The 23,956-nt window shown below is 73.0% G+C and carries 21 protein-coding genes, 1 tRNA gene and 1 pseudogene; 6 read left to right on the forward strand and 17 right to left on the reverse strand.

The genetic code is table 11. From position 1 onward, the window contains the following. Positions 1-200: 200 nt before the first annotated feature. The 6 genes from ACFUK0_RS15090 to ACFUK0_RS15115 form a co-directional block, all read right to left on the reverse strand. Positions 201-986 carry an ABC transporter ATP-binding protein gene (locus tag ACFUK0_RS15090; RefSeq protein ID WP_380250136.1) on the reverse strand — a complete coding sequence of 262 codons (786 nt, stop codon included), beginning with the start codon at positions 984-986 and terminating at the stop codon, positions 201-203. A gap of 25 nt (positions 987-1,011) precedes the next feature. Further along, positions 1,012-1,929, reverse strand: a complete 918-nt coding sequence (locus tag ACFUK0_RS15095) for an ABC transporter permease (RefSeq protein WP_380250062.1) — start codon at positions 1,927-1,929, stop codon at positions 1,012-1,014. A 126-nt stretch (positions 1,930-2,055) separates the two neighbouring features. Next, positions 2,056-2,979 carry a glycosyltransferase family 2 protein gene (locus ACFUK0_RS15100; protein WP_380250064.1) on the reverse strand — a complete coding sequence of 308 codons (924 nt, stop codon included), beginning with the start codon at positions 2,977-2,979 and terminating at the stop codon, positions 2,056-2,058. After that, a complete protein-coding gene (locus ACFUK0_RS15105) occupies positions 2,976-3,713 on the reverse strand; it encodes a CDP-alcohol phosphatidyltransferase family protein (protein ID WP_380250138.1) in 738 nt (245 codons plus the stop codon). The genes ACFUK0_RS15100 and ACFUK0_RS15105 overlap by 4 nt, the downstream gene beginning before the upstream one ends. 70 nt (positions 3,714-3,783) lie before the next feature. Next, positions 3,784-4,845: an iron-containing alcohol dehydrogenase family protein gene (locus ACFUK0_RS15110; RefSeq protein ID WP_380250066.1), complete on the reverse strand. Its 1,062-nt coding sequence runs from the start codon at positions 4,843-4,845 to the stop codon at positions 3,784-3,786. Continuing rightward, positions 4,833-5,588 (reverse strand): sugar phosphate nucleotidyltransferase, encoded by a 756-nt coding sequence (locus ACFUK0_RS15115; RefSeq protein ID WP_380250068.1) that lies wholly within the window; start codon positions 5,586-5,588, stop codon positions 4,833-4,835. Before ACFUK0_RS15115 ends, ACFUK0_RS15110 begins: the two co-directional genes overlap by 13 nt. A gap of 497 nt (positions 5,589-6,085) precedes the next feature. Between ACFUK0_RS15115 and idi the strand changes: the two genes are divergently transcribed. Further along, positions 6,086-6,745 (forward strand): isopentenyl-diphosphate Delta-isomerase, encoded by a 660-nt coding sequence (idi, locus tag ACFUK0_RS15120; RefSeq protein ID WP_380250070.1) that lies wholly within the window; start codon positions 6,086-6,088, stop codon positions 6,743-6,745. Positions 6,746-6,931: 186 nt separating this feature from the next. On the opposite strand, the pseudogene ACFUK0_RS15125 reads toward idi, so the two are convergent. Beyond that, positions 6,932-7,405, reverse strand: a pseudogene (locus ACFUK0_RS15125) (ATP-binding protein); the annotation flags it as partial. A gap of 437 nt (positions 7,406-7,842) precedes the next feature. On the opposite strand from ACFUK0_RS15125, the gene ACFUK0_RS15130 reads away from it, so the two are divergent. Beyond that, positions 7,843-7,927 (forward strand) — tRNA-Leu (locus ACFUK0_RS15130). 251 nt (positions 7,928-8,178) lie between these two features. Here ACFUK0_RS15130 and ACFUK0_RS15135 read toward each other — a convergent pair. Beyond that, positions 8,179-9,162, reverse strand: coding sequence for a helix-turn-helix transcriptional regulator (locus ACFUK0_RS15135; protein ID WP_380250072.1), 984 nt, complete (start codon positions 9,160-9,162; stop codon positions 8,179-8,181). A gap of 638 nt (positions 9,163-9,800) precedes the next feature. Between ACFUK0_RS15135 and ACFUK0_RS15140 the strand changes: the two genes are divergently transcribed. Then, positions 9,801-10,004: a hypothetical protein gene (locus ACFUK0_RS15140; protein WP_380250074.1), complete on the forward strand. Its 204-nt coding sequence runs from the start codon at positions 9,801-9,803 to the stop codon at positions 10,002-10,004. Then, positions 10,001-11,359 carry an MFS transporter gene (locus ACFUK0_RS15145; RefSeq protein WP_380250076.1) on the forward strand — a complete coding sequence of 453 codons (1,359 nt, stop codon included), beginning with the start codon at positions 10,001-10,003 and terminating at the stop codon, positions 11,357-11,359. The genes ACFUK0_RS15140 and ACFUK0_RS15145 overlap by 4 nt, the downstream gene beginning before the upstream one ends. 166 nt (positions 11,360-11,525) lie before the next feature. On the opposite strand, the gene ACFUK0_RS15150 is transcribed toward ACFUK0_RS15145, so the two are convergent. From ACFUK0_RS15150 to ACFUK0_RS15165, 4 genes are all read right to left on the reverse strand, one after another. Next, positions 11,526-12,788: a PP2C family protein-serine/threonine phosphatase gene (locus ACFUK0_RS15150; RefSeq protein ID WP_380250078.1), complete on the reverse strand. Its 1,263-nt coding sequence runs from the start codon at positions 12,786-12,788 to the stop codon at positions 11,526-11,528. Positions 12,789-12,830: 42 nt separating this feature from the next. Beyond that, positions 12,831-13,127: a DUF2087 domain-containing protein gene (locus tag ACFUK0_RS15155; RefSeq protein WP_380250080.1), complete on the reverse strand. Its 297-nt coding sequence runs from the start codon at positions 13,125-13,127 to the stop codon at positions 12,831-12,833. Positions 13,128-13,213: 86 nt separating this feature from the next. After that, positions 13,214-14,035, reverse strand: coding sequence for a hypothetical protein (locus ACFUK0_RS15160; RefSeq protein ID WP_380250082.1), 822 nt, complete (start codon positions 14,033-14,035; stop codon positions 13,214-13,216). Between the two features lie 285 nt (positions 14,036-14,320). Beyond that, complete coding sequence (locus ACFUK0_RS15165; RefSeq protein WP_380250084.1) at positions 14,321-15,271, reverse strand: MBL fold metallo-hydrolase; 951 nt, start codon at positions 15,269-15,271, stop codon at positions 14,321-14,323. A gap of 296 nt (positions 15,272-15,567) precedes the next feature. Here ACFUK0_RS15165 and ACFUK0_RS15170 point away from each other — a divergent pair, with 296 nt between their 5' ends. Next, the gene (locus ACFUK0_RS15170) at positions 15,568-16,086 is read left to right on the forward strand and encodes a nuclear transport factor 2 family protein (RefSeq protein ID WP_380250086.1); all 519 of its coding nucleotides are present in this window, start codon (positions 15,568-15,570) and stop codon (positions 16,084-16,086) included. Between the two features lie 112 nt (positions 16,087-16,198). Here ACFUK0_RS15170 and ACFUK0_RS15175 read toward each other — a convergent pair whose 3' ends face one another. After that, positions 16,199-17,923 (reverse strand): dipeptide ABC transporter ATP-binding protein, encoded by a 1,725-nt coding sequence (locus tag ACFUK0_RS15175; RefSeq protein ID WP_380250088.1) that lies wholly within the window; start codon positions 17,921-17,923, stop codon positions 16,199-16,201. A 200-nt stretch (positions 17,924-18,123) separates the two neighbouring features. On the opposite strand from ACFUK0_RS15175, the gene ACFUK0_RS15180 reads away from it, so the two are divergent. Then, the gene (locus tag ACFUK0_RS15180; RefSeq protein ID WP_380250090.1) at positions 18,124-18,909 is read left to right on the forward strand and encodes an SDR family NAD(P)-dependent oxidoreductase; all 786 of its coding nucleotides are present in this window, start codon (positions 18,124-18,126) and stop codon (positions 18,907-18,909) included. A 71-nt stretch (positions 18,910-18,980) separates the two neighbouring features. On the opposite strand, the gene ACFUK0_RS15185 is transcribed toward ACFUK0_RS15180, so the two are convergent. The 4 genes from ACFUK0_RS15185 to ACFUK0_RS15200 form a co-directional block, all read right to left on the reverse strand. After that, positions 18,981-20,192, reverse strand: coding sequence for a Glu/Leu/Phe/Val dehydrogenase (locus ACFUK0_RS15185; RefSeq protein WP_380250092.1), 1,212 nt, complete (start codon positions 20,190-20,192; stop codon positions 18,981-18,983). Then, on the reverse strand, positions 20,189-21,250 hold the full coding sequence (locus ACFUK0_RS15190; RefSeq protein ID WP_380250094.1) for an LLM class flavin-dependent oxidoreductase: 1,062 nt from the start codon (positions 21,248-21,250) through the stop codon (positions 20,189-20,191). Before ACFUK0_RS15190 ends, ACFUK0_RS15185 begins: the two co-directional genes overlap by 4 nt. Positions 21,251-21,344: 94 nt before the next feature. Then, positions 21,345-22,553 carry a ketosynthase chain-length factor gene (locus ACFUK0_RS15195; RefSeq protein ID WP_380250096.1) on the reverse strand — a complete coding sequence of 403 codons (1,209 nt, stop codon included), beginning with the start codon at positions 22,551-22,553 and terminating at the stop codon, positions 21,345-21,347. Further along, entirely contained in the window at positions 22,550-23,824 is a 1,275-nt protein-coding gene (locus ACFUK0_RS15200; protein WP_380250098.1) for a beta-ketoacyl-[acyl-carrier-protein] synthase family protein, read from the reverse strand. Before ACFUK0_RS15200 ends, ACFUK0_RS15195 begins: the two co-directional genes overlap by 4 nt. Between the last annotated feature and the right edge of the window lie 132 nt (positions 23,825-23,956).

Here is a 23,956-nt window from a genome sequence, read left to right on the forward strand (position 1 = left end):
CCGTCCTCGCCCGGACACGCGTCCGATATACCCGGGCCCCGTACGGCAGGCCGCCCCCGGGCGTACAGCCTGGCACCGCCCGGCGTGCCGGGAAAGACCGGCCCGGCCCGCCGCGCGGACCGCTCACCCGCACGGCCGAGGGCCGGTGCCCGGACGGATTCGTCCCGGCACCGGCCCCCGGCCGGTGGTGTGCGGCGCCGCTACGGGCGCTCGCCCCGCTCGTAGGCGGAGACGACCTCCTCGGTCGGCCCGTCCATGATCAGCTCACCGGTCTCGATCCAGATGGTGCGCTCGCACACCTCGCGGATCGACGAGTTGTCGTGGCTGACCAGGAAGACCGTGCCGGCGGCCTTGCGGAGCTCGTTGATCCGGGCCTTGCTGCGCTGCTGGAAGGCCTGGTCGCCGGTGGCCAGCGCCTCGTCGATCAGCAGCACGTCGTGGGTCTTCGCCGCCGCGATGGAGAACCGCAGCCGGGCGCCCATGCCGGACGAGTAGGTACGCATCGGCAGGTTGATGAACTCCCCCTTCTCGTTGATCCCCGAGAAGTCGACGATGTCCTGGTAGCGGGCCTTCACCTCGGCCGGGGTCATCCCCATCGCGAGGCAGCCGAGGACGACGTTGCGCTCACCGGTCAGCTCGTTCATCAGCGCCGCGTTCACCCCGAGCAGCGAGGGCTGCCCGTTGGTGTAGATGCCGCCGCGCTCGGTCGGCAGCAGGCCGGCGATGGCCGCCAGCATGGTGGACTTGCCGGAGCCGTTGGAGCCGATCAGGCCGATGGCCTCGCCCTTGTACGCGGTGAAGCTGATCCCGCGCACGGCGTGGACCTCGGTGATGGCGGGCGAGCGCTTGCGCGAGATCAGCCGGCTGAGGGCCGAGGTCGCACTGCCCTTGCCGGCCGAGGCGCCGTGCACCTTGTACACGATGTGGACGTCGTCGACGACGACGGTCGGCACCTTAGCGGTGTCGGCGGCGACGTCGCGCGGCATGGTTCCGTCCTTGGTGATCGTCGTCTCAGCCACGGCCGTACTCCTCCTCGGACTTCCAGAAGAACACGTAACCGAGCAGGCCGACCACCACGGCCCAGCCGAGGGCGAGCAGCCAGACGTGCTCCGGGAGTGCGTTCTTGTTGTAGTAGCTCGGGTCGAACGCGTAACGCATGAGGTCCATGTAGACCGATGCCGGGTTGATCTGAGTGATCACCTGGACCCAGCCCGGCCACTTCATGACGTTGTCGTGGACGCTGTACATCACACCGGAGGTGTACATCCAGGTGCGCAGCAGGAACGGCATCAGCTGCGAGATGTCACTGGTCTTCGCACCCACTCGGGCCATCACCAGCGCGAGGCCGGTGTTGAAGCCGGACTGGAGGACGAGCGCGGGGATCAGCAGGCCCCAGCTCGGGCCGGGCATGATGCCGTTCGCCAGCACGATGACGACCAGCACGACCATCGAGATCAGCAGCTGCTGGAGCTGGATGACGGTGAGCGCGATGGGAAGGCTCGCACGGGGGAAGTGCAGCGCCCGGATCAGCCCGAGGTTGTCCGAGATCGCCCTGGTCCCGGACTGCACCGCGCTCTGCGTGAACTGGAAGATGAAGACGCCGACGCAGAGCCACGGGATGTAGTTCGGTACGTCGTTGCCCGGCAGGATCAGGCCGAAGACCAGGTAGAACACGGCGCAGTTCAGCAGTGGCGTCGCCACCTGCCAGACCTGGCCGAGCTTGGCGGTCGTGTACTGGGCCACCAGGCGGGCCGTCGCGAACGCCAGGATGAAGTGACGCCGGGCCCAGAGCTGCCGGGTGTAGGCGATCAGGCTCGGGCGTTTGCCGCTGACCGTCAGCCCGTACTTGTCCGCGAGCTGCTTCGGGGTCAGGCCGGTGTCCGCCCCCCTCGGGGCAGAAAGGCTGACGGGTTCACTCACTGTCGACACATTCGTCCTTCGCAGGGATCAGGAGTCGGGCGACCGGTCGGGGGGGGTACCGATCGTTCGCCGATGGAGATCCAGGGGGATCACGGGGGGTTTCGGCCGGTGTGTGGCCACCGACCGCTCCGATCATCAGATGAGCGGTGGTCTGCCCAGTCTGGTCAGCCGCCACACAGTACGCCATCGCATGGGCCGACGCGCACCGCAGGGCTCGCGCCAACCCGCCAGGAACCCGCCCCACCAGGCCTTGAGCGCCTCCGGGGAGGGGCGCCGGGCCAGCGTGAGCAGGAACCAGGTTCCCAGGTAGAGAGGCACGAACAGGGCCGGAAGGTTCCGCCGGGCGAGCCAGACCCTGTTCCGCGCCACGTTGTGGAAGAACGAGGCGTGCCGGGCCGGCGAGGTCGTCGGGTGGTGCAGGACCACGTCCGCCCGGTAGTCGATGGCCCAGCCGGCGTCCAGCGCACGCCACGCGAGGTCGGTCTCCTCGTGGGCGTAGAAGAACTCCGCGGGCAGCTGGCCGGCCTGCTCGAACACCGTGCAGCGCACCGCGCTGGCGCCGCCCAGGAAGGTGGTGACCCGCGAGGAGCGCAGCGGGTCGCTGGCCCGCAGGCGGGGCACGTGCCGGCGCTGCGTGACGCCGGTCTCCGGGTCGGCGATCCGGAAGCTGACGATGCCCAGGCCCGGGTCGGCCGTGAACGCCTCGCGCAGCAGCCGGGCCGAGTCGGTGCCCGGGAGCAGGCCGTCGTCGTCCAGGAAGAGGACGGCGTCGACGTCCCGGCCGTTCGGGCCGAACAGCTCGATGCCGACGTTGCGGCCGCCGGGGATGCCCACGTTCTCCGCCAGCTCGACGGAGCGGACGCCCGCCGGCAGCGGCGGCAGCGGGACGCCCTGGCCGACCACGGCGAGTTCGACCGCCGGGCCCTGCTGGTTCACCACCGACTCGATCAGGGCGTTCAGCTCGGCCGGCCGGTTGCCCATCGTGATGATCACCGCGCCGAGCCGGAAGTCCTCGGAGCGGACGGCCCTCGGGCCCGCGGGGGAGGCCGGGGCGGTCATCGCAGCCTGCTCGACAGGACGATGCTCAGCAGGTGCAGGACGGTCTGCAGCATGGCGATCGCGGCCAGCACGACCACCGCCAGCCGGGTGAAGAACAGCCCGCCGTGGACGGCGTCGGCGACCCCGGCCGCCAGGATGAACAGCGACGCCTCGACGGCGCCGACCAGCCGGTGGAACTTCAGGAAGGCGGCGGCCTTGCGCGCCTTCGCGACACCGGTCGAGCGCGGCACCGCGGCGCTGTCCTCGACGGCGGTGAGACCGCTGCGGGCCCGCGCCACGTCCACCAGGTCCGTCTCGGACTTGATCAGGATGGCGCCGAGCGCGGCCAGCGTGCCGAGGAAGGCCCACTCCCACTGCGAGGCGCCGCCCTCGCGGTGGAACAGGTCGCTCGCCCGCAGGCCGAGGCCGGTGAGCAGCGCCGCCTCGGACATGTAGTGGCCGACCCGGTCCAGGTAGACGCCGGTCAGGGAGGTCTGGCGGCGCCAGCGCGCCACCTCGCCGTCCACGCAGTCGAGCAGCAGGTAGACCTGGATCAGCAGCGCGCCGAGGACGGCGCCGGCCAGGCCGGGCACCAGCAGGGCGGCACCGGCCAGGATGCCGGTGAGCATCATCAGGTAGGTGAGGCCGTTGGGCGTGATGAAGGTGACCGGCGCGAGCACCCGGGTGATGCGCAGCGAGATGCTGCGCATGTAGAGGCGCCCGGCCCAGTGCTCAGCGCTGCGGCGCTGGAGCATGCCCTCAGGGTGGATGACGGCCCGCAGCTCCTCGATCGAGGGGCGGACCGTGAGGTCGACCGCGGGGCGGTCAGTCGTTGACGGCTTGGACATAGTCGGCGTACGCGTCCCTGATGGCTGATGGGGAGAGGTCTAGGTGCTCAAGGATGGTGAAGCGGCCCGGGCGGGTGTTCGGAGCGTAGTGCACCGCCTCGGTGAACTCCGCCTCGGTGAAGCCGATCTGAGCTGCGGTCACCGGCAGGCCGTGCCGCGCCAGGCGCTCCACGATCAGACCGGTCAGCTCACGCTCGCCGCGCAGGAAGCTGGCGAAGGCGGCGCCGAGGCCCACCTGTTCGCCGTGCTGGGCGGAGCGCTTGGGGTACAGCACGTCCAGGGCGTGCGAGATCTCGTGACAGGCACCCGAGGAGGGCCGGGTACTGCCCGCGATATTCATCGCGATGCCGGACAGTACCAGGGCTTCCGCCAGGGCCGTAAGGAGGTCCTTGTCCTGGAGGTTTCCCGGGTGGCGCAGCAGGTTCTCACCGGCCGAGCGGGCCATCGCGACGGCCAGTCCGTCCACCGGCTCGCCCGTGACGGAGTGCGACAGCTCCCAGTCCGCACAGGCCGAGATGTTGGAGATGACGTCGCCGATCCCGGCCGCGACGAAGCGCTGCGGGGCCTGGCGGATCACGTCCAGGTCGACCACGATGCCGATCGGGCTCGGGACCCCGTAGGAACCCCGGCCCGCGTCGTTGTCGAGGGTCGAGACGGGCGAGCAGATGCCGTCGTGGGCGAGGTTGGTGGCCACCGCGACGAGCGGCAGGCCGACCCGGGCGGCGGCGTACTTCGCGGCGTCGATGATCTTGCCGCCACCGAGCCCGACGATGGCGTCGTAGTGGCCCGCCCGCATCTGGTCGGCGAGGCGCACCGCGGCGTCCAGGCTGCCGTCGTCCACGTTGTACCAGTCGGCGCCGGGCAGCGCGGGCTCCAGCCGGGCCCGCAGCCGGGAGCCGGAGCCGTTGCTGATCGCGATGGCGATCCGGCCGGCCGCGGACAGCCGCTGGTCGGCGAGGATGCCGGCCAGCGCGTCCAGCGCGCCGGGCCGGATCTCCACGAAGACCGGCGACGGCACCAGGCGGGTCAGTACTGGCACGCGATCTCCCGCGCCCTGGCCAGGTCCTCGTGGTTGTCGACCTCGACCCAGGTGACCTCGCCGATCGGCTGCACGTCGATGCGCAGGCCGCGGTTCACCATCTCCTGGTAGCCGTCCTCGTAGTACAGCTGCGGGTCGCGCTCGAAGGTCGTCCGCAGGGCGTCGGCGAGGTCCTCGGCGGCGGACGGGTTGATCACCGTGACGCCGATGTACTCGCCGGTGGCCTCGGCGGGCTCCATCAGCTTGGTGATCCGGCGCATGCCGGCCGCCGGGTCGACGACGACCTTCATCTCCTCGTCGGCCAGCTTCTTCACGGTGTCCAGCGCCAGCAGGATGCCGGGGGCGCGCCCCTCCTTGGCGAGGCGGTCGTTGCCGTCCAGCATGGTGCGCTGCACCGAGGCGGGGTGCACGGTGTCGCCGTTGGCGAGCAGCAGGCCCTCGCCGAAGAGGTCGCGGGCGCACCACAGGGAGTAGGCGTTGTTCCACTCCTCGGCCTTGTCGTTCTCGACCAGGGTGAGCTTGACGCCGTACTTCTGCTCCAGGGCGTCCTTGCGGTCGTACACCGCCTCCTTGCGGTAGCCGACCACGATGGCCGCCTCCCGCAGACCGACCTCGGCGAAGTTGCCGAGGGTGAGGTCGAGGACGGTCCGCTCACCGTCGACCGGCACCAGCGCCTTGGGCAGGGTGTCGGTGTACGGGCGCAGCCGGCGGCCGGCGCCGGCTGCCAGAACGAGGCCGATCATGCGGTGTCTCCTGATCCGTCGTGCTCCGCTTGTTCGAGCGCCGCGCGGCGCCGCGCGGGGGTCGCGTGGCAGTCGCACAACAGGTGACCGCATGGCGGGCCGCGCGGGGGTGACCGCGCGGTGTGCCCCGCGCACCAGCCGGCCACCCGGGAGGCGCTCCGGTACCGCCAGCTGGGCGGCACACCGTGTTAGTGATGGTAGGCGACCGGCGCGACCGGCCCGAACGCGCCCGGGGCAGCCGCGGGCGGGCCCCAGCCACCCGCGGCGGCGGGCCCGGCGGGGGCGGGCCGGGGGCCGGGTCCTGGGTGGGCCGGGGGCGGGCCGGGGTCGGCACGAATGTCCGCAAGCGGTCGGACCCGGGCACCGGTCGAACGGACTTGCTGTTCCAGGTGATCTTCGAATGCACAGGAGCGGGCAACCATGCGTCCGGCGGGAATCCACCGCACCCATACGGCAGACTGGGGCCCGACGCCACCGGTGCTCCCGAAAGAGGCCTCATGCCGCAGAGTCCCCCGACCAACCCGACGCAGTCCACCGCGCCGACGCACTTCACCTCGGAGATCGACACAGGGCTCGACGTCGAGACCGACGTGGCCGAGCCGGCCGGCCCGGCGGGCGGGCCGGAGATCCTCCTGGAGCTCGTCGACGACGAGGGCGTCACCATCGGGACGGCCGAGAAGCTCTGGGCGCACCAGCAGCCCGGCCGGCTGCACCGCGCGTTCTCGGTCTTCCTCTTCGACCGCCAGGGCCGGCTGCTGCTCCAGCGCCGCGCGCTCGGCAAGTACCACTCCCCCGGGGTCTGGTCCAACACCTGCTGCGGCCACCCGTACCCCGACGAGCCGCCGTTCGTGGCCGCCGCCCGCCGCACCGCCGAGGAGCTCGGTGTCGCACCCGCCCTGCTCTGCGAGGCCGGCACGGTGCGCTACGACCTCCCGGACGAGGCCTCCGGACTGATCGAACGCGAGTGGAACCACCTGTTCGTCGGTCTGGTCACCGCCCCCGTGGTGCCGGACCCGGACGAGGTGGACGACTACGCGTTCGTCACCGCGGACGAACTCCGGGAGCTGGAGAAGGAGCGGCCGTTCTCGGTCTGGTTCCGGACGGTCTTCGACGCCGCCCTGCCCGGCATCCGCGAGATCGCCGGACGCGACTGGTAGCGGACGCGGCCACCGCCGGCCCGGCTAGGTGCGGGCCGGCGAGCCGCTCTCGCCCGCCGGGGCCGCCGTCGGCGCAGCGTCCGGCGGGGCGCTCTGCGGTGCGAGCGTCATGACCTGCGAGGTGGCGGCGGCCCTGGGGGCAGCGGCGACGCCGTCCGGCGCGGCCCGGCCGTCCGGCGCCCGCTCGGCCGGCGGCAGCGGCAGCGAGGCCCAGATCACCTTGCCGCCGGCCGCCGTACGCTCCACGTCGCACACCCCGCCGGCCTGCAGCGTGACGCTCTTGACCAGCAGCAGCCCACGGCCGCCGAGCTTCCCGAGATCACTCTCCAGAGCCTTCGGCCGGTACGGGTGGTCGTCCTCGACCGCGACCCGCACCCACCCCTCGGTGATCGTCAGCTCCGTGGTGACCTGCGGCGACAGCACGGCCGCGTGCGTCACCGCGTTGCTCACCAGCTCGGAGACGATCAGCAGCAGGTCGTCGATCAGCTCCTGGTAGCGCAGCCCCGCCATCCCCTGGGCGAGCAGCCGGTCCCGTACCGCGTGCCGGGTCCTCGGCACCGAGGCGTCCTGGGCCAGGACCGAAATCCGCCAGACCCCTCCGAGGGGGCCGTCCACCGGCCGGCCGTCCACCGGCGCGGCCGCCCCGCTGATCTGTTCCACGTCAAGCCGCCCTTTCGCAAACGGTACGGGAGGCGTCACCGGCTGCCGCCGACGTCGGAACCAGGCTGTTCCGCCGAGGGCTCCCTTGGTCCACCGAGGCTAGGAGAGCGACGGCGGACACCACGGCAGCGTCGACAACTTGCTCGTGTCGGACTTTTTCTGCCCGCCTTTGACCACCGGGCATCGCGCGAGTGACAGAAATATTCACCCCGGATCACCGGATCGTTCACGGGGGCCCGGACTTCTCCACACCGGCCCCTCCGCCCCGCCCCACCTGCCCCCCGCACCGTTTCCACCTATTCGTCCCGCGGCTCCCCGACCACGGACCGCACCGCCTCCCCGGGCACAGAAACGCAGGTGAGAAGCACTCCAGAACCCTGGTAGTGTTCTCTCTGTCGCCAAGGGGAACAGCACGAAAACCCCGAGGCACACACCCTGTCCGGGTGGCGGAATGGCAGACGCGCTAGCTTGAGGTGCTAGTGCCCTTTATCGGGCGTGGGGGTTCAAGTCCCCCCTCGGACACGTTCTCAGTACATGCTTCCGGTTCGCCGGGCAGCATGGTTCGGCGCCCGCATCAGACTTCGGTCCGGTGCGGGCGTTCGGCGTTTCCCGGGCCACTCGCGTTCGCAGGGGCCGCCGATGGCGGCGAGCCGCAGGCGAGGGCGGGCAGGCGCGGACGGCCCGGCCCGGTCTTCCCGCGCACAGGCGTCGGGCGCCCGGCCGGGTTTCGGTGCCGCCGTAGTGCAGCCGCGCCGGCAGCGGCCTCCGGCCGGTCAGCCCAACCAGGAGCGCTCGGCGGCGAGCGCGCCGGCCTGGAAGCGGCTGCGGGCCCCGAGCACGTCCATCAGTTCCGAGATCATCCGCCTGACGGTGCGCTCGGAGATGCCGAGCTTCCGGGCTGCGACCACGTCGGTGTGGCCCTGCTGGAGGATGTGCAGCAGGGCGTAGTGCTGACTGGACATGTTGTGCCGGTCGCGGTTCCTGGAGCCGCAGAGCGTGGTCGCGTCCGCCCAGATCGCCTCGAACAGAAAGCACATGGCAGCGACCGCGCCCGTGCCGTACATCACGGTGGCGGTGTCGCTGCGCTCCGGGTCGAGCGGAACCACGGCGACCTCGCGGTCGATGATGATCATCCGCATCGGAAGCGTCGGCGCGGTACGGACCTGGCCGCCGCGCTCCACCAACCAGCGCGCGTAGTCGGTGGTCGGCTGGTGGTTGCGCACCGAGTCCAGGAAGGTGGTACGCAACTCGACGCCCCGATTGAGCAGTTCCTCATCGAGCGGGCGGCTCGAATCGCGGGCGGCCTGACTCTGTCCGCCGCCGGGAATGAGCGCCAGCACCTGGAACCGGGTACGGGCACCGAGTTCGGCCAGCCGGTCGCGGATGGCGTCCACCCCCACCAGGTCCTCGGTCCGGGTGAACCGCCGCCGGGACGCCGAATCGGCACGGATGACCTCAAGGGCGGCCTGCGCCTGTTCGATCTCCTGCCGGTGGGCGAGCAACTCGGCCTCCCGTTGGACGAGCAGAGCCTTGAGGCCGAGCTCGGGGACCACCGGGCGCATGGCGAGCGGGTCGTCCCAGGAGGAGCGGAGGAGCGAGAGTCGGATGAGTTCCTGATACGCGGACTCGATGTCGGCCCGGGAAAGGCCGAGTTCGGCGGCCAGGCCGTCCTCGGTCAGTTCGGGCTGCCGCAGCAGGGCCTCGTACACCACACCGGCCCGCGCGCTCAGCCCGAATGCCTTCAGTGCGGGCCACACGTCAGGACGCTTCCGGTTCGCGCCGGTTCTTACCGGAACCCGCCACCATGGTCATCGAACTTCCCCGCCTCCACGCCCGGCCCCGCCCGCCCTGTAGGTCTAGACCATTAGTCCGAGCGTGTCAAAGGTCCTGGTGAATCGGCGAGGGAATGTCCAGCCGGCGAGAAGAGAGTGCGGGATCACCAGGTCGAGCCCGTACTGCCGGGCGGACTGGGCAGGGCGACTACGGAGACCGAGCGGGGCTCGTCTCGGAAGAGATCCGGGGTCGTCATGCGGACCGGCGTCTGCCTCTGCCCGTCGGTGCATGCGATGGACCTGTCCGCAGCCTCGCTCCTGGCCCTGGTCCACTCCGGCTCCGGCTCCGGCTCCGGCTCCGGCACCACCATGCATCTCTGCGTCGACACCTCGTACCGACATTTCGTACCGGCGCCGCCTGGCCTGGCCTGGCCGTACGAGGCCGGGCCGGCTCCGGGCCGCTGGCCGGATCATGCACGGCCGAGTCCGGCCAGCCCGGGGCGTGGCAGCCCGACCCATCTGCGGGCAAGAGTGGGGCGATCCCCGCAGCGGCACCCCCGCACCGCTCCCAGGTGCAGCCGTGCCGACACCGGCGGTCCCGACCCAGCGACGCAGAGGAAGCAATGGCCGTTCTCGCCTTCGACCACCAAGTGACCTACCTGGAAAGGGAGTTCATCAGCTCTCCGGACCTTGCGGACGAGCCGGCCGCAGCCCTGCCGGCCGGGCTCGGACGGCGGCACGTCGCGCTGCCCGCGACAGGCACCGACAGCACGATCCGGCACCGTACCGAGGTCGCCGCCGACCGGCCGGCCGGGGGTGAGCGGTGAGCCCGCCGCCCACCGAGGTGGACGACGCGCGGCCCGCCCGTTCGCGGGCCGGCGAGCCGGCCGCCGCGGTCGCCCGCCTGCACCTGCGGCTCGGGCTACCCCAACTGGCAGGCCACGGAAGAGTTGTGGCCGCTACGGTGCTCGACGCCTTCGGGGTCGGAATGTTCGTCCCCCTGTCGTTCCTGTTCTTCGTCCTGACCACCGATCTGACGGTGGCCCAGGTGGGGCTGGGGGCCGGCATCGCCACCGCACTCTCGATCCCGGTCGCGCCGGTGGCCGGAATCGTTGTGGACCGCTGGGGTCCGCGGACCTCGCTGATCGCCAACAACCTTCTGGTGGCGGCTGGTTACCTCTGCTATCTGCTGGTGAACTCGCTGCCGGCCCTGATCGCCGGGATGCTCGTGGTGCTCTGCGCCGAGCGCCTGTACTTCGCGGCCTGGCCCGCGTTCGTCGCCGACCTGGCCGAGGGCGCCGAACTCGACCGCTGGTACGCCTTCACCACTGCGGGCACCAACGCCAGCGCGGGACTCGGCGGCGCGGCCGGCGGCCTGCTGCTGGGGAGCGGCTGGTCGGGCGCGGCCGTCTCCATCGTCGTGGTCAACGCCGCTACCAGCGTGGTTGCGGCGGGCCTGCTGATGACGCCCAAGCGGGCACGGGCGGTGCGCCCGGCCGCGGAGCCGCCGGGCGGAGCCGCCGGGGCGACGCCGACGGCGGCCTGGACGGGGTGGCGGACCCTGTTCCGGGACCGGGTGTTGTTGATCCTGATGGCGGCCCAGGCAGCGTTCGCGTTCGGCTGGCTGATCCCGACCGTCGTGCTACCGGTCTATCTGGTCGAGGTCGAGCGGATGCCGGCGTGGCTCCCGTCGACGGCGCTGACGGTGAACGCCGCCGTCATCGTCCTGACGCAGTCCCTGGTGACGGCCCGAGTGGTGGGATACCCACGCACCAGGGTGGTCTCCTGGGCGGCCGTGCTGATGCTCGGCTCGATCGCGCTGCTCGCGTTCGGCGCCACCGGACGCGGTACCGGCACGGTGGTGGCGGTCTACGCGGCGGTCCTGCTGTTCACAGCCGGCCAGATCCTGGCCGGCCCGGCCACCACCGCAATCTCGGCGACTGCCGCACCAGTGGAGGCGCGAGGCCGCTACCTGTCGGTGTTCAACCTGACCTGGGCCCTCTCCGCGATCGTCGGACCACTCCTGGTCGGTGGCCTGATCGAGCACCACGCGGGTCTGTTCTGGGCCCTCCTCGCAGCTCTGGTCGCACTCGGCGGCCTCGGCTACCGCCTGGCCGACCGCTGGGCGGTCCCCGACGTGGGGCGGGGCAGCAGGCGACCCACGTCGCCACCTCAATCCTGACCGGATGCCGTGGCGGGATCAAGCTCCAGGTGGCTGACCGGCGAGAACGCGTGTGGGGAAACGGCTTGCGTCCCCCTCGGACACAGAGCGGCAGCCCGTGGGCCGCGATGAGTGCCGGGCCGTGAGCCCGCGCCGGGGGATCCGGTCGCGGCGCCGCAGGCGCCCCTCACAGGCGGACCACTACCAGGGCGGTGTCGTCGTCCGCGCCGTCGCCGGCACCGAGGTCCGCGAGGAGGGCGTCCGCGAGGGGCTCGGGGGCGAGTGCGCGGTGGCGGGTGAGGCTCTCGGTGAGGCGGGCCAGTCCGGAGTCGATGTCCTCACCGCGGCGTTCGACGAGGCCGTCGGTGTAGAGGACGAGGGTGGCGCCGGGGGCGTACGCCGCCACCGCCTCCGTCCGGCGGGTGGTCTCGGGCCAGGCCCCGAGCGGCGGGTCGGTGGCGGCGTCGAGGAGCCGGAGCGTGCCGTCGGCCTGGACGAGGAGGGGCGGCGGGTGGCCCGCGCAGCTGTAGGTGATCCGGCGGGCCGCGCGGTCGATGACGGTCTGCACGGCGGTGGTGGCCAGGGCGCCGTCGACGGTGAGGGCGAAGAGGGCGAGTGTGGTCAGCGCCGTGGCGGGGTTCCCGGTGGCGCGGATGGCGGCGTTCAGTGCGCTGTGCAGCCGGCCCATGACACCGGCGGCCTCCAGCCCGTGCCCCACGACGTCCCCGACGGCGACGGCGATGCCGAGGTCGGTGCCGTGGTCGCCGAGGTCGATCAGGTCGTACCAGTCGCCGCACACGTTCATCGACCGGGCCGCGGGCCGGTAGCGCACGGCCACGAAGGAGCGGTAGGCCGGGGGGACGGCGGGGAGCATGGCCCGTTGCAGGCCGACGGCGACCTCGCGCTCACTGGCGTGCGCCTCGCGGAGCTGTTCGTTGAGGTCCTGCAGCTCCTGGGCACGGGCGAACAGGTCGGCGGCCATCCGCTCCTGGTGGGTGAGCTCCCCGCTGCGGACCTCGTCCGGGCGGTGCGCCCCGAGCTGGCGGACGAGCGCGGTGACCTCCTCCACCCGGTTGACGATCAGCGCCACCCGCCCGTCCGGGCCGAGCACCGGCACGTTGACCAGGCTCCAGTAGCGCTCCTCGAAGTCCCCCGACCCGTCCGCCGATTCGACGTCGTAGCGCTGCAGCGCCATGGTGTCCCACCGGCCGGTGGCCAGGACCCGCTCCAGGGAGGCCCGCAGCGTGGTGGTGCCGGCCATGTGCGGGTCGGCCGGATTGTCGGGGAAGACGTCGAACACCTGCCGGCCGACCAGGTCCGCGATGGCGCGCCCGGAGACCTTCAGGTAGGCCGCGTTGGCGTCCACCACGACCAGGTCGGGAGTCATCACCAGCATGGCGCTGGGCACGGCGTGGAACACCGCCCCGTAGTCGATGTCCAACCCTGGCACGGTGCTCCTCGCTGGTGGCTCGGCCCCCGGGTAACGCCAAATCTACGCCCCGCCACCTGCCGCCGCCGGGGAGCCCGCCCGGCGGTAGCTGCTGCCGTCCCTCGGCCGGGCGAGCAGCCCGGCCTCGACCAGGTACCGGCGCAGCGCCGAGCAGTCGGGGTGCACCGTGAGCAGTGCGTCGTTGACCTCGCGCTCGCTGTAGTCACGGCCCGGCTCGAACAGCGTTCGGGCGAGGTGGACGAGCAGTTGTTCGCGGCGGGCGGCCTTGCGGGGAATCACGGTCAGGCGCCCCCCGGTGAAGAGGTCGGCGACGCCGCGGCTGGGACTGTTGTCGGACATGCCCCCGAGCCTCTCCCACCGGCAGGCCTTCGGACAAAGTGTTTTCACAGGTCAGCGGCGCCCCGGCGGGCGAGGCGCCGACCGTTTCAGAGCGCGGCCACGGTCACCGTGTCCGAGAAGAAGTTGGTGACGTAGAGCGTCGCCCCGTCGGGGGCCACCGCCGCACCGCGCGGGCCGTTCGGGACGGGGATGGTGGCGATCACGGTCCGCGCCGCCGTGTCGACGACCGAGACCAGGTCGAACGGGAAGTGCGCCACGTACAGGCGCGAACCGTCCGGGCTCACGGCCACGCCGTACGGGCCGCGTTCGAGGGGCACCGTCGCGAGCAGCTCGGCGGGGGCGGTGCCGGAGAGGGCCGTGACGCCGGAGGCGTCGATCACCGAGACGGTGTCCGCGAAGTAGTTGCTCGCGTACAGCAGGCCGCCGTCGGGGCTGACCGCGAGGCCGACCGCGAAGTCCACCCCGGAGAGCCGGCCGCGGGTCTTGGTGAGGCCGTCGACCACCTGCACCTGGTTCTCCAGGGCGTTGGACACCAGCAGCCGCGAACCGTCCGGGGTCATCGCCAGACCGTACGGCCGCTCCTCGAAGACGGTGTTGACGGTCACCTCGCCGGTCGCGGTCAGGACGACGGACAGCGCGGAGGAGTGCGTGTCGGCGACGTACAGGCGCTCGCCGTCCGGGCTGACCGCGACGCCGTACAGGCTCACGCCGACCGGGATCGTCGCCACCACCCGCCGGCTCGCCGGGTCGATGACGGTGACCGACCCCGCGTGGAAGTTGGTGACGTAGGCGCGGGTGCCGTCCCGGGCCGCCGCCACGCTGTGCGGGCCGTCGCCCACCGCGATCGTGTCGAACGGCCGGCCGTCGGCGAGCAGCCGGCCCGTCGGAAGTGCATGGGAAACTGACATGATCTGCTCCGTCGGAGAGCCCGAACTGTGGCACGGGGGTGGCGTGTCACGACGTCGCTCCCGTCCGGCGGCCGGGGCTCGGCCGGGTCTGCCGACCGGCGTCCCGGTGGCTGCGGGCCCTCCCGGGCAGGCGGCCGCCACGCGGTCTCGCCGAGGGCGTCGGGGCCACCCGGCGGTACGCCGTGACCACCTTCAACTCTCGCGCAGACCAGGGGTGTCGGCAAACGCGGACGCGCACCGGGCCCCCTCCGCCGCACCCGCCGGAGCAGGTCCGAAGGCCGGCTCTCAGGCGTGGCATCCGGGCAGACCGCCGTGGTACTCGATCATCTCGCGGAACGACCCCAGGACGTCGATCGGGGCGCCGGGGGCGGCACCTTCGGCCTCGGCCCGGGCGCGGTGCAGGTTGGAGACCAGCCGTTCGGGGTCCAGCAGGTCGGCGTAGCGCCCCAGATCCGCCTCGCAGGCCGCTTCGAGCGGCGTCAGGCCGGCCGCGCGGGACTCCGTGGCGAGCCCCTGGACCCAGCGCAGGTACGCCCGGTTGGCGTCGATCAACTCCGCTCCGCCGACCGGACCGTGGCCGGGGACGACCACGCGGGGCCGCAGCGCGGCGAGTTCGTCCAGGACCCGGAGCGAGCCGGACACGGATCCCATCAGGGTGTACGGGGTCACTCCCGACATCACGATGTCGCCGGTGAACAGCACGCCGCGGTCCGGGATCCAGGCCACCGTGTCGTTGGTGCTGTGCGCGGGGCCGAAGTGGATCAGCTCGACCCGCAGGTCACCGGCGTGCAGGGTGAGCGCGTCCTCGAAGGTGAGCGTGGGGAGCCGCACGGACACCGCGCCCCAGTCCACACCGGGCCAGAGCCCCTGCAGTCCGAGCCCCGCCTCCGCGCTCTGGGTCCGGGTCTCCCGGTGCGCCACGACCACGGTGCCCGGGCCGAAGAGCGAGTTGCCGAAGGTGTGGTCGCTGTGGTGGTGGGTGTTCACCAGGACGTCCGGCTCGTCCGGCGCCACGGCCGCGACGGACTCGCGCAGCAGGACGGTGCGGCGCTCGGTCGCCGCCGTGTCGACCACGAGCGCCCGGCCTCCCCCCACCACGATGCCGGAGTTGTTGAGGCACCAGCCGCCGTCGGGCTGGACATGGGCGTAGACGCCGTCGGCGAGCTCCTCCAGGCGCGGGGCCGGCGGTTCGGCGCGGTTCACCGCGAGGGGTCGGACGGACGGAATGGTCGCCATGGTCGGTCTCCCGGGGCCGGGTTCGATGGGGGGCGGGTGTGCTGGGGATCGCGTGCGCCGTGATCAGGTGCGCCGTGATCGGATGCGCTGGGATCGGTGCGGCGGGTCCGGGTACGGCTGATCCGGGCTGCCGGGGCCAGGCTGGCAACGCGTGCTGCAGACGCTCTGGAGGGCCGGTCCAGGCCTGCGGCGCCGACCTCTGCAGGCCGGTTGGACCGGGCCTCCAGAGCACTCTGGGACGGTCGGGTGCAGACCCGGCCGCGCACCGCGGCACGCGGCTCGGACGGAGGACACCCGTGGCACCGACGACCCACCCGACAGCACCCCAGGCGGCAGACCCCGCGACGGACCCCGCGACGGACCCCGCGACGGACCTTGCCGGCGACGCGGCGGCCGGACCCGCCGGCGCCGAGCTGTACACCGAGATCCTGGCCCTGTACGCCCGGCAGGCCTGGCAGTTGGACGGCTCCGACGCGGAAGCCTTCGTGGCCACGTTCACGGAGTCGGCGTCGTTCGCCCATGTCTCCAGCAACGAGGTGCTGGTCGGGCGTCAGGCCATCGCCGAGGCACTGCACCGCACCGCCGAACGCCGCCGGGGCGCCGTGCACCGGCACTGGTTCAGCCAGTTGCGGGTCGAACGGGTGGACGCGGACACGGTCAACACCTGGTACTACGCCATCGTCAGCGCGACGGACGCGACCGGCGCGGTCACCTGGGACCCGAGCTGCGTCGTGGAGGACGTGCTCGTCCGCTCGGAGGGCCGCTGGCTGACGAGCAGCCGGGTGGTGCGACGCGACGACCTGCTGCTGCGGTGAGCCAGCGGCGAAGCCGCGAACGCAGCAGTGGGCGCAGCAGTGCGGCCGGGACGAGGCCGGAAGAACGGCGGGCGCCCGCCCCCCGTCGGCCGGGGGCGGGCGCTCGGCCGGGTCAGACTCCGGCGGCCCGGCGGCCGCCGGGCACGGCCGCGAGCAGTTCACGGGTGTACTCGTGCTCGGGCTCGGCGAAGATCCGCGCGGTCGGACCGGTCTCCAGCAGCCGGCCGGAGCGCATCACCGCCACCCGGTCGCAGAGCTGCCGGGCGACCGCCAGGTCGTGGGTGATGAACAGGTAGCTCAGGCCGAGGTCGGCCCGCAGCCGGTCCATCAGGTCCAGGATCTGGGCCTGGACGGAGACGTCCAGGGCGGACACCGGCTCGTCGCAGACCAGCAGGTCGGGGTTGAGGGCCAGGGCGCGCGCGATCGCCACCCGCTGGCGCTGGCCGCCGGACAGCTCCGCCGGGCGTCGCTCCAGGTGGCTCTCGGGCAGTGCCACCAGGTCGAGCAGTTCGGCCGCCCGCGCCCGCCGGGCGGCCCGGTCACCGACCCGGAAGGCGCGCAGGGGCTCCTCGACGATCCGCCGGACGGTGAACCTCGGGTCCAGCGAGGAGAAGGGGTTCTGGTAGACGATCTGCATCCGGCGGCGCATCCGGCGCAGCTCCGCGCCGCGCAGGGCGCCGAGGTCGACGCCGTCGAGGCGGACGGTGCCCGAGCTGGGCTCCTCCAGCCGCATCACCATCCGGGCCGTGGTCGACTTGCCGGATCCGGACTCCCCGACCAGGGCGAGCGCCTCGCCGCGGGCGAGGGTGAAGCCGACGCCGTCGACGGCGCGCAGCACGCCGCCCCGGCCGGCGCCCCTGGGCAGGGCGAAGTCCTTGGTCAGCCCGCGCACGTCGAGCAGCGGTGCGCCGACGGGAGACGGGCCGGCGGCCGGGGCACCGGCCGGCGGCGCCGGACGGGCGGGCCGCGTCCGCCCCGCGCCGGGCACCGCCGCCATCAGCTTCCGCGTGTACGGGTGGGCCGGCTGCTCCAGCACCTGCCCGGTCGGGCCGGACTCCACCACGCGGCCCCCGGTCATCACCACCACCCGCTGGGCGCGGTCCGCGGCGACGCCGAGGTCGTGGGTGATGAGCAGCATGGCGATCCCGAGTTCGCGGGTCAGGCCCTCCAGGTGGTCGAGCACCTGGCGCTGGACCGTGACGTCCAGGGCGCTGGTGGGCTCGTCCGCGATGATCAGCTCGGGGCCCGCCACGAAGGCCATCGCGATCAGCACCCGCTGCCGCATGCCGCCGGAGAGCTGGTGGGGGTACTGCCGGGCCCGGAGCGCGGGCTCGGACACACCGGCCAGGCCGAGTGCCTCGACGGCGCGCTCGTGGGCCTGCGCACCCCGGGCGATCCCGTGGATCCGCAGCACCTCCGCGACCTGGTCTCCGACGCGCCGCAGCGGATTCAGCGCGACGGCCGGATCCTGCGGGACGAACCCGATCGCCCGCCCGCGCAGCGCGCGCAGGCCGGCCTCGTCCAGGCGGGCCAGGTCCTGCCCCCCGAAACGGATCTCACCGCCCTCGACGCGGGCCGCGGCGGGGAGCAGCCGGGTGACCGCGAGCGCCGTGGTGCTCTTGCCGGAGCCGGACTCCCCCACCACGGCCACCGTCTCGCCGCGCGCGACCGAGAGGTCCACCCCGTCGACCGCGACCACCGGCCCGCGGCTGCCGTGGTAGACCACGCGCAGCCCGCGGATCTCCAGTACCGGCTCTGCTCCCGGCTCTGCTCCCGGCCCGGGACAGGCCCGGCCACCGAGGTCCGCGATGTCCTTGCGGTACTGGTAACTGTCCATGTCTCTCCTGCCCTTGGGCCCTGCGGGACGGTACCGGCGCGACACTAGCAGCACCTCCGGCCGCCCGGGCAGGTGCTCCGGACGCCGCGGGAGCCGTTCTGGAGCGGCCCTCCAGAACCCGCTGCGAGCCTGCTGACTGCGGAGGTGCGCCCCGGCCACCTCCGTCACCCTGCGAACCGACAGCGGAAGGACCAACCGAGGTGACTGACCTTCGGACGAGAAACGCCCTGGTCACCGGTGCCACCAGTGGCATCGGTCTGGCCAGCGCCACCACCCTGGCGGACCTGGGACACCGGGTCTTCCTGACGGCCAGGACGCCGGAGGCGGTGGCCCGGACAGTCGGCGACCTGCGCGCCCTCGGCCACCGGGCCGACGGCATCGCCGCCGACGTCCGATCACCGCAGGACGTCCGGCGGCTGGTCGCCGCCGCGACGGAGGCCTTCGGCCCGATCGACATCCTGGTCAACAACGCCGGGCGCAGCGGCGGCGGCCCGACCGCGCAGCTGACCGACGAACTCTGGTTCGACGTCGTGGACACCAACCTGAACAGCGTCTTCCGGGTCACCCGCGAGGTGCTGGCCGCCGGCGGGCTGGCGGGGCGGGACTGGGGACGGGTCATCAACATCGCCTCGACGGCCGGGAAGCAGGGTGTCGTCCTGGCTGCCCCGTACTCCGCCTCGAAGCACGGCGTGGTGGGCTTCAGCAAGGCCCTCGGCCTCGAACTGGCCAGGACGGGCGTGACGGTGAACGCCGTCTGCCCCGGCTTCGTCGAGACGCCGATGGCCGAGCGGGTGCGCGAGGGGTACGCGGCGCTGTGGGGGACCTCCGAGGAGGAGGTGCTCGGCCGGTTCGAGGAGCGGATCCCGCTCGGCCGGTACACCACGCCGCAGGAGGTGGCCGGGCTGGTGGGCTACCTGACCACGGATGCGGCCGCGGCCATCACCGCCCAGGCCATCAACGTCTGCGGCGGGCTCGGGAACTTCTGACCCGCACGGCCCGTGCGTACAGGGTGATGCCCCGGCCGGAGGGCCGGGGCATCACCCTGTACGCGTACCGCTCACCCGGCGAGGTGGATCCTGCCGAGCGCGCCGATGCTGGCGATCCGCTGCTCGGCCAGCAGGTCGGCCGCCGCCGCGGGGGTGACACCGCGTTGCGAGGCCAGCCGGAACACCTCGCGGGCGGTGTCCCGGATGCGCAGCGCCCGGGCGCGGGCCCGCGCCCGGTCGTACCCGGCGAACTCGTCGGCGACCTGGATCACACCGCCCGCGTTGACCAGGTAGTCGGGGGCGTAGAGGATCCGGCGGTCGGCCAGGATCCGCCCGGCCTCCGGCGAGGCGAGCTGGTTGTTGGCGCCACCGCAGACGATCTCGGCCGCCAGGGTGGCGGCGAGGTGCTCGGTGACGGTGCCGCCGAGCGCGCACGGCGCGTAGACGTCCAGACCGGCCGCGAGGAACGACTCGCGGTCCGCCGCCACCTCGATGGCGGCGCCCCGCACCAGGCCGCGGGCGCGGGCGGCGGCGCGCGGATCGACGTCGTGGACCACCACCGTCGCACCGTGCTCCACCAGGTGCCGGACGAGGCGGCGGCCGACCTTTCCGACGCCCTCCACCCCGATCCGGCGGCCGGTCAGGTCGTCGCTCCCCCAGACCTCCTCGGCACTGACCAGGATGCCCTGGAGCACCCCGAGCGCGGTCAGCACGCCCGAGTCGCCGGATCCGCCGTGCTCGGCCGTGCGGCCGGTCACGTAGCTGCTCTCCCGGGCCACCACGTCCATGTCCTCGCTGGAGGTGCCGACGTCGCAGGCGGTGATGTACCGCCCCGACAGCGACTGGACGAACCGGCCGAAGGCGCGCAGCAGGGCCTCGGAGCGGTGGGTGGCCGGATCGCCGATGATCACCGCCTTGCCCCCGCCGAGGTCGAGGCCGGCCAGGGCGTTCTTGTAGGACATGCCGCGGGAGAGCCGGAGCACGTCCCGCAGGGCGCTCTCCTCGTCCGGGTAGGCGCGGAACCGGGTACCGCCCAGGGCTGGGCCGAGTGCGGTGGAGTGGATGGCGATGATCGCCCGCAGTCCGCTGGCCGGGTCCTGGCAGAAGACCACCTGTTCGTGGCCGGCCTCGGTGTCCAGGACGGCCCAGCGGCCGGCGTCGGCGGCCCGCGTCACGGCGGGCGGCGGCGGAACCCTGACGACGGGCGGCACCGTGACGGCGGGCGCGGGAGGCACCGTGGCGGCGGGCGGCACCGTGGCGGTGGCGGCGGGCCCGGGGCTCATCGGGCGAGTGCGGGCGCTACCCGCTCCGCGAACAGACGCAGCGTCCGCGCGGACGTCTCCAGGGGCAGGTTGCCCGAGTGGACGGTGAAGCTGAGGGTGATGTCCTCGCCGTACCAATCGGCGACCTCCTTCAGCTGGCCGATCACCTCGTCCGGGCTGCCGGCCAGGATCTGGTTCTCCTTCAGCCGCCGGTCGAAGTGGAGCAGCTTGCCGGCCTCCTCCAGCCGCTCGTAGCCCGGGTAGTCGGCGCTGCGCGCCTTGCCCCAGGCGCGGGTGGCCACCGCGATCCGCTCGCTGTACTGCTCCTCGTCGTAGCGGCCGAGCCGGCGGGCCTCCTCGCCGTCCTCGTCGAGGAAGAGCCCGAAGCTGATCTGGACGGACTCCCGGCCGGGCTCCCCACCGCCCTCGGCCCAGCCCTCGCGGTAGGCCGCCAGGATGTCCAGGAAGCCCTGGCGGCCGGAGATCGCGGGCACCCCCTGCAGGCCCCGGCCGGCCAGTCCGGCGGCGTGGGCGGAGGCGGGGCTGCTGGCGGTGGCGACGAAGACCGGCGGGTGCGGCCGCTGGTAGGGGCGGGGCAGCAGGGTGACGGGGCCGAAGCGGTGGAAGCTGCCCTCCCAGACCACGTCCTCCTCCGTCCAGAGGCGCTCGATCGCCCGTACTCCCTCCTCGAAGCGGGCCCGGCTCTCGTCCAGCGGTACCTCGAAGGCGGCGAACTCGTCGGGCAGGAAGGCGCGGCCGAACCCCACGTCGAGCCGGCCGCGGCTCAGGTTGTCCAGCACCGCGAGCCGGGCGGCCAGTTGGACGGGGTGGTTGAAGGCGGGAATGACCGCTCCGGTGGCGACCCGGATCTGTTCGGTGCTCCGGGCGATGGCCGTGAGCAGCGGCACCGGGTCGGGGCTGTAGCCGCCGTAGGCGAAGAAGTAGTGCTCCACCGTCTTGACGTGGTGGAAGCCCAGTTTGTCCGCCAGGACGGCTAGTTCGATGGCCTCGTCGTAGTAGTCGGCGGCACCGCGGTGCTCGGGGCCGACGGTCGGGAAGAAGGTGATGCCGAATCGCATGAGAGCCTCCGGGACGACGGGAACGTCGGGAACGTCGGGGTCGACGGGATGACGGGGACGGTGATGACGGCGGCGGCGCGGGAGTCCGGTGCTCTCACCGGCGCACCACGAGGGCCGAGTTGAAGCCCCCGTAGCCACGGGCCAGCACGAGTGCGGTGCGCAGCCGGGCCTCGCGGGGTGCGCCGGTCACGAGGTCGATGGGGAGGTCGTCGGCCGGCGCGGTGTTGACCGTCGGCGGAATCACCTGGTCGCGCAGGGCGAGCAGCGCGGCCACGACGTCCACCGGCGGGCCTCCGGCCAGCAGCCGTCCGGTCATGGTCTTGGGAGCGGTGACCGGCACCGCGCGCGGCCCGAAGACCTCGGCCAGCGCCTCGGCCTCGGCCCGGTCCGGCCCGGGGAGGCCCGCCGCGTCGGCGAACACCACGTCCACCTCGTCGGGACGCAGCCCGGCGTCGGCGAGGGCGTCGCCGATCACCCGGCGCAGGCCGGGGGGCCGCCCGGAGCCGGGCCGGGGGTCGAAGCCGGCCGCGTACCCGACGATCTCGCCGTAGCGCCGGTGGGCGCCGCGCCGGCCGGCCGAGTCGCCGTCCTCGACGATCAGCAGGGCACCGCCCTCACCGGGTACGTATCCCTCGGCCCGCGGGTCGAACGGCAGGTAGGCGTCCGCTGCCTGCCGGGCGCGGCTGAGCAGGCCGTGCGAGATCTGGGAGACCAGCGCGTACGGGTTGAGCGGCGCCTCGACACCGCCGGCCACCACCAGCCGGGCTCCCTTGCGGAGCAGCCGGCGCGCCTGGCCGAGGGCGTCGAGGCCGGCCGCCTGCTCGGCGACCAGCGCGCTCCCGGCGCCGCGCAGGTTGTTCCGGATGGAGATCTGGCCGCTGTTGACGGCGTAGAACCAGGCGAAGCACTGGTAGGCGCTGACGTGCTGCGGGCCGAGCGTCCAGAGCTTCTGGACTTCGTGCTGGGTGAACTCGAACCCTCCGGAGGCGTTGGCGGTGGCCACGCCCAGCTCCAGCGGGTCGAACGCGGTGAGGTCCACCTCGGCGTCCGCCAGGGCCCAGTCGGCGGCCGCGAGCGCGAACCGGGTGACCTGGTCGGTCTGCGGGACGAGCCGGCCGGGCAGGTGGTCGGCCGCCTCGAAGCCCCGGACCTGTCCGGCCAGCCGGGACGGATAGGACGAGGCGTCGTACCGCTCGATGGGCCCGATGCCGCTGCGGCCCTCCAGGGTGGCCGCCCAGTACTCCTCGGCGCCGAGGCCGTTGGGGGCGACGACGCCGAGGCCGGTCACCACTGCCGTGCTCATACGGTGCTCCTCAGCAGGGTCGGGCGGCGGAGGATCATCGCGCTCTGGAAGCCGCCGAAGCCGCTGCCGACCGTCAGTGCGACGTCCACCCGGTGGTCCCGGGCGGTCAACGGGACGTAGTCCAGGTCGAGTTCGGGATCCGGATCGTGGAGGTTGGCGGTGGGCGGCACCACCGAGTGCTCGATCGCCAGGGCGCAGGCGGCGATCTCGATGGCGCCGATGGCGCCGAGCGAGTGCCCGATCATGGACTTGATGGAGCTGACCGGCACCCGGTAGGCGTGCTCGCCGAGGCTCTTCTTGAACGCGGCGGTCTCGTGCCGGTCGTTCTGCTTGGTGCCGGAGCCGTGGGCGTTGACGTAGTCCACGGCGGTGGCGTCGGTACGCGCCTCGGCCAGCGCCGCGGTGATCGCGTCCGCCATCTCCGCGCCGTCGGGGCGCAGTCCGGTCATGTGGTAGGCGTTGCAGCGCGACGCGTGGCCGGTGATCTCGGCGTAGATCCGGGCACCGCGGCGCAGCGCGTGGCCGAGGTCCTCCAGGACGAGCACGGCGGCGCCCTCGGCGACCACGAAGCCGTTGCGGGTCCGGTCGAAGGGCCGGGAGGCGTGTTCGGGGTCGTCGTTGCGGGGGCTGGTCGCCTTGATCGCGTCGAAGCAGGCGACCGCGAGCGGCGAGATGGGCGCGTCGGTGCCGCCGGTGATGACGACGTCGGCCGCGCCGTCGCGGATCAGGTCACGGGCGTGGGCGACCGCGTCCAGGCCCGAGGTGCAGCCGGTGGAGACGACGGCGGCGGGGCCCTCCGCGCCCACGCTCCAGGCGAGTTCGGTCGCGATGGAGCTGGGGACGAGGTAGTTGTACAGGTGCGGGGTGGCGTGGTCGCTGTCCAGCACCCACTTGCCGCCGGTGTCGCTGAGGACGACGTACTCGTCCTCCAGCGCCATCGTGGCGCCGACGGCGCTGCCGATGCTCACGCCCAGCCGGGCCGGGTCCACGCCCGCGAGGTCGATGCCGCTGTCGGCCACCGCCTCGCGGGCGGCGACCACGGCGAGCTGGGAGGAGCGGTCCATCCGCCGGATCTCCCGGGCGGTCAGCCCGTTGAGGGCCGGGTCGAAGTCGCATTCGCCGGCGCTCTGCGAACGGAAGGGGGACGGGTCGAAGAAGGTGATCCGGCGGGTGGCGGTCCGTCCGGAGGTGAGGAGATCCCAGAAGTTCTTCACACCGGTCGCCCCCGGCACCACGGTGCCGATTCCGGTGATGACAACACGACCGTCCATGCGGTGTCCTCTGCTGTTCGTGGGTCCGGCGCGGGGCCGGTCTGCTGTTGGGCCTGATCGTGACAACCGCCGGTCCACCACCGGTCGAGGGCTCATGGAGCCGCGAGCCCGCCCCCCGGCCCGGACCGGCGC

It is taken from the genome of Kitasatospora sp. NPDC057223 (assembly GCF_042669755.1).
Taxonomy (GTDB): domain Bacteria; phylum Actinomycetota; class Actinomycetes; order Streptomycetales; family Streptomycetaceae; genus Kitasatospora.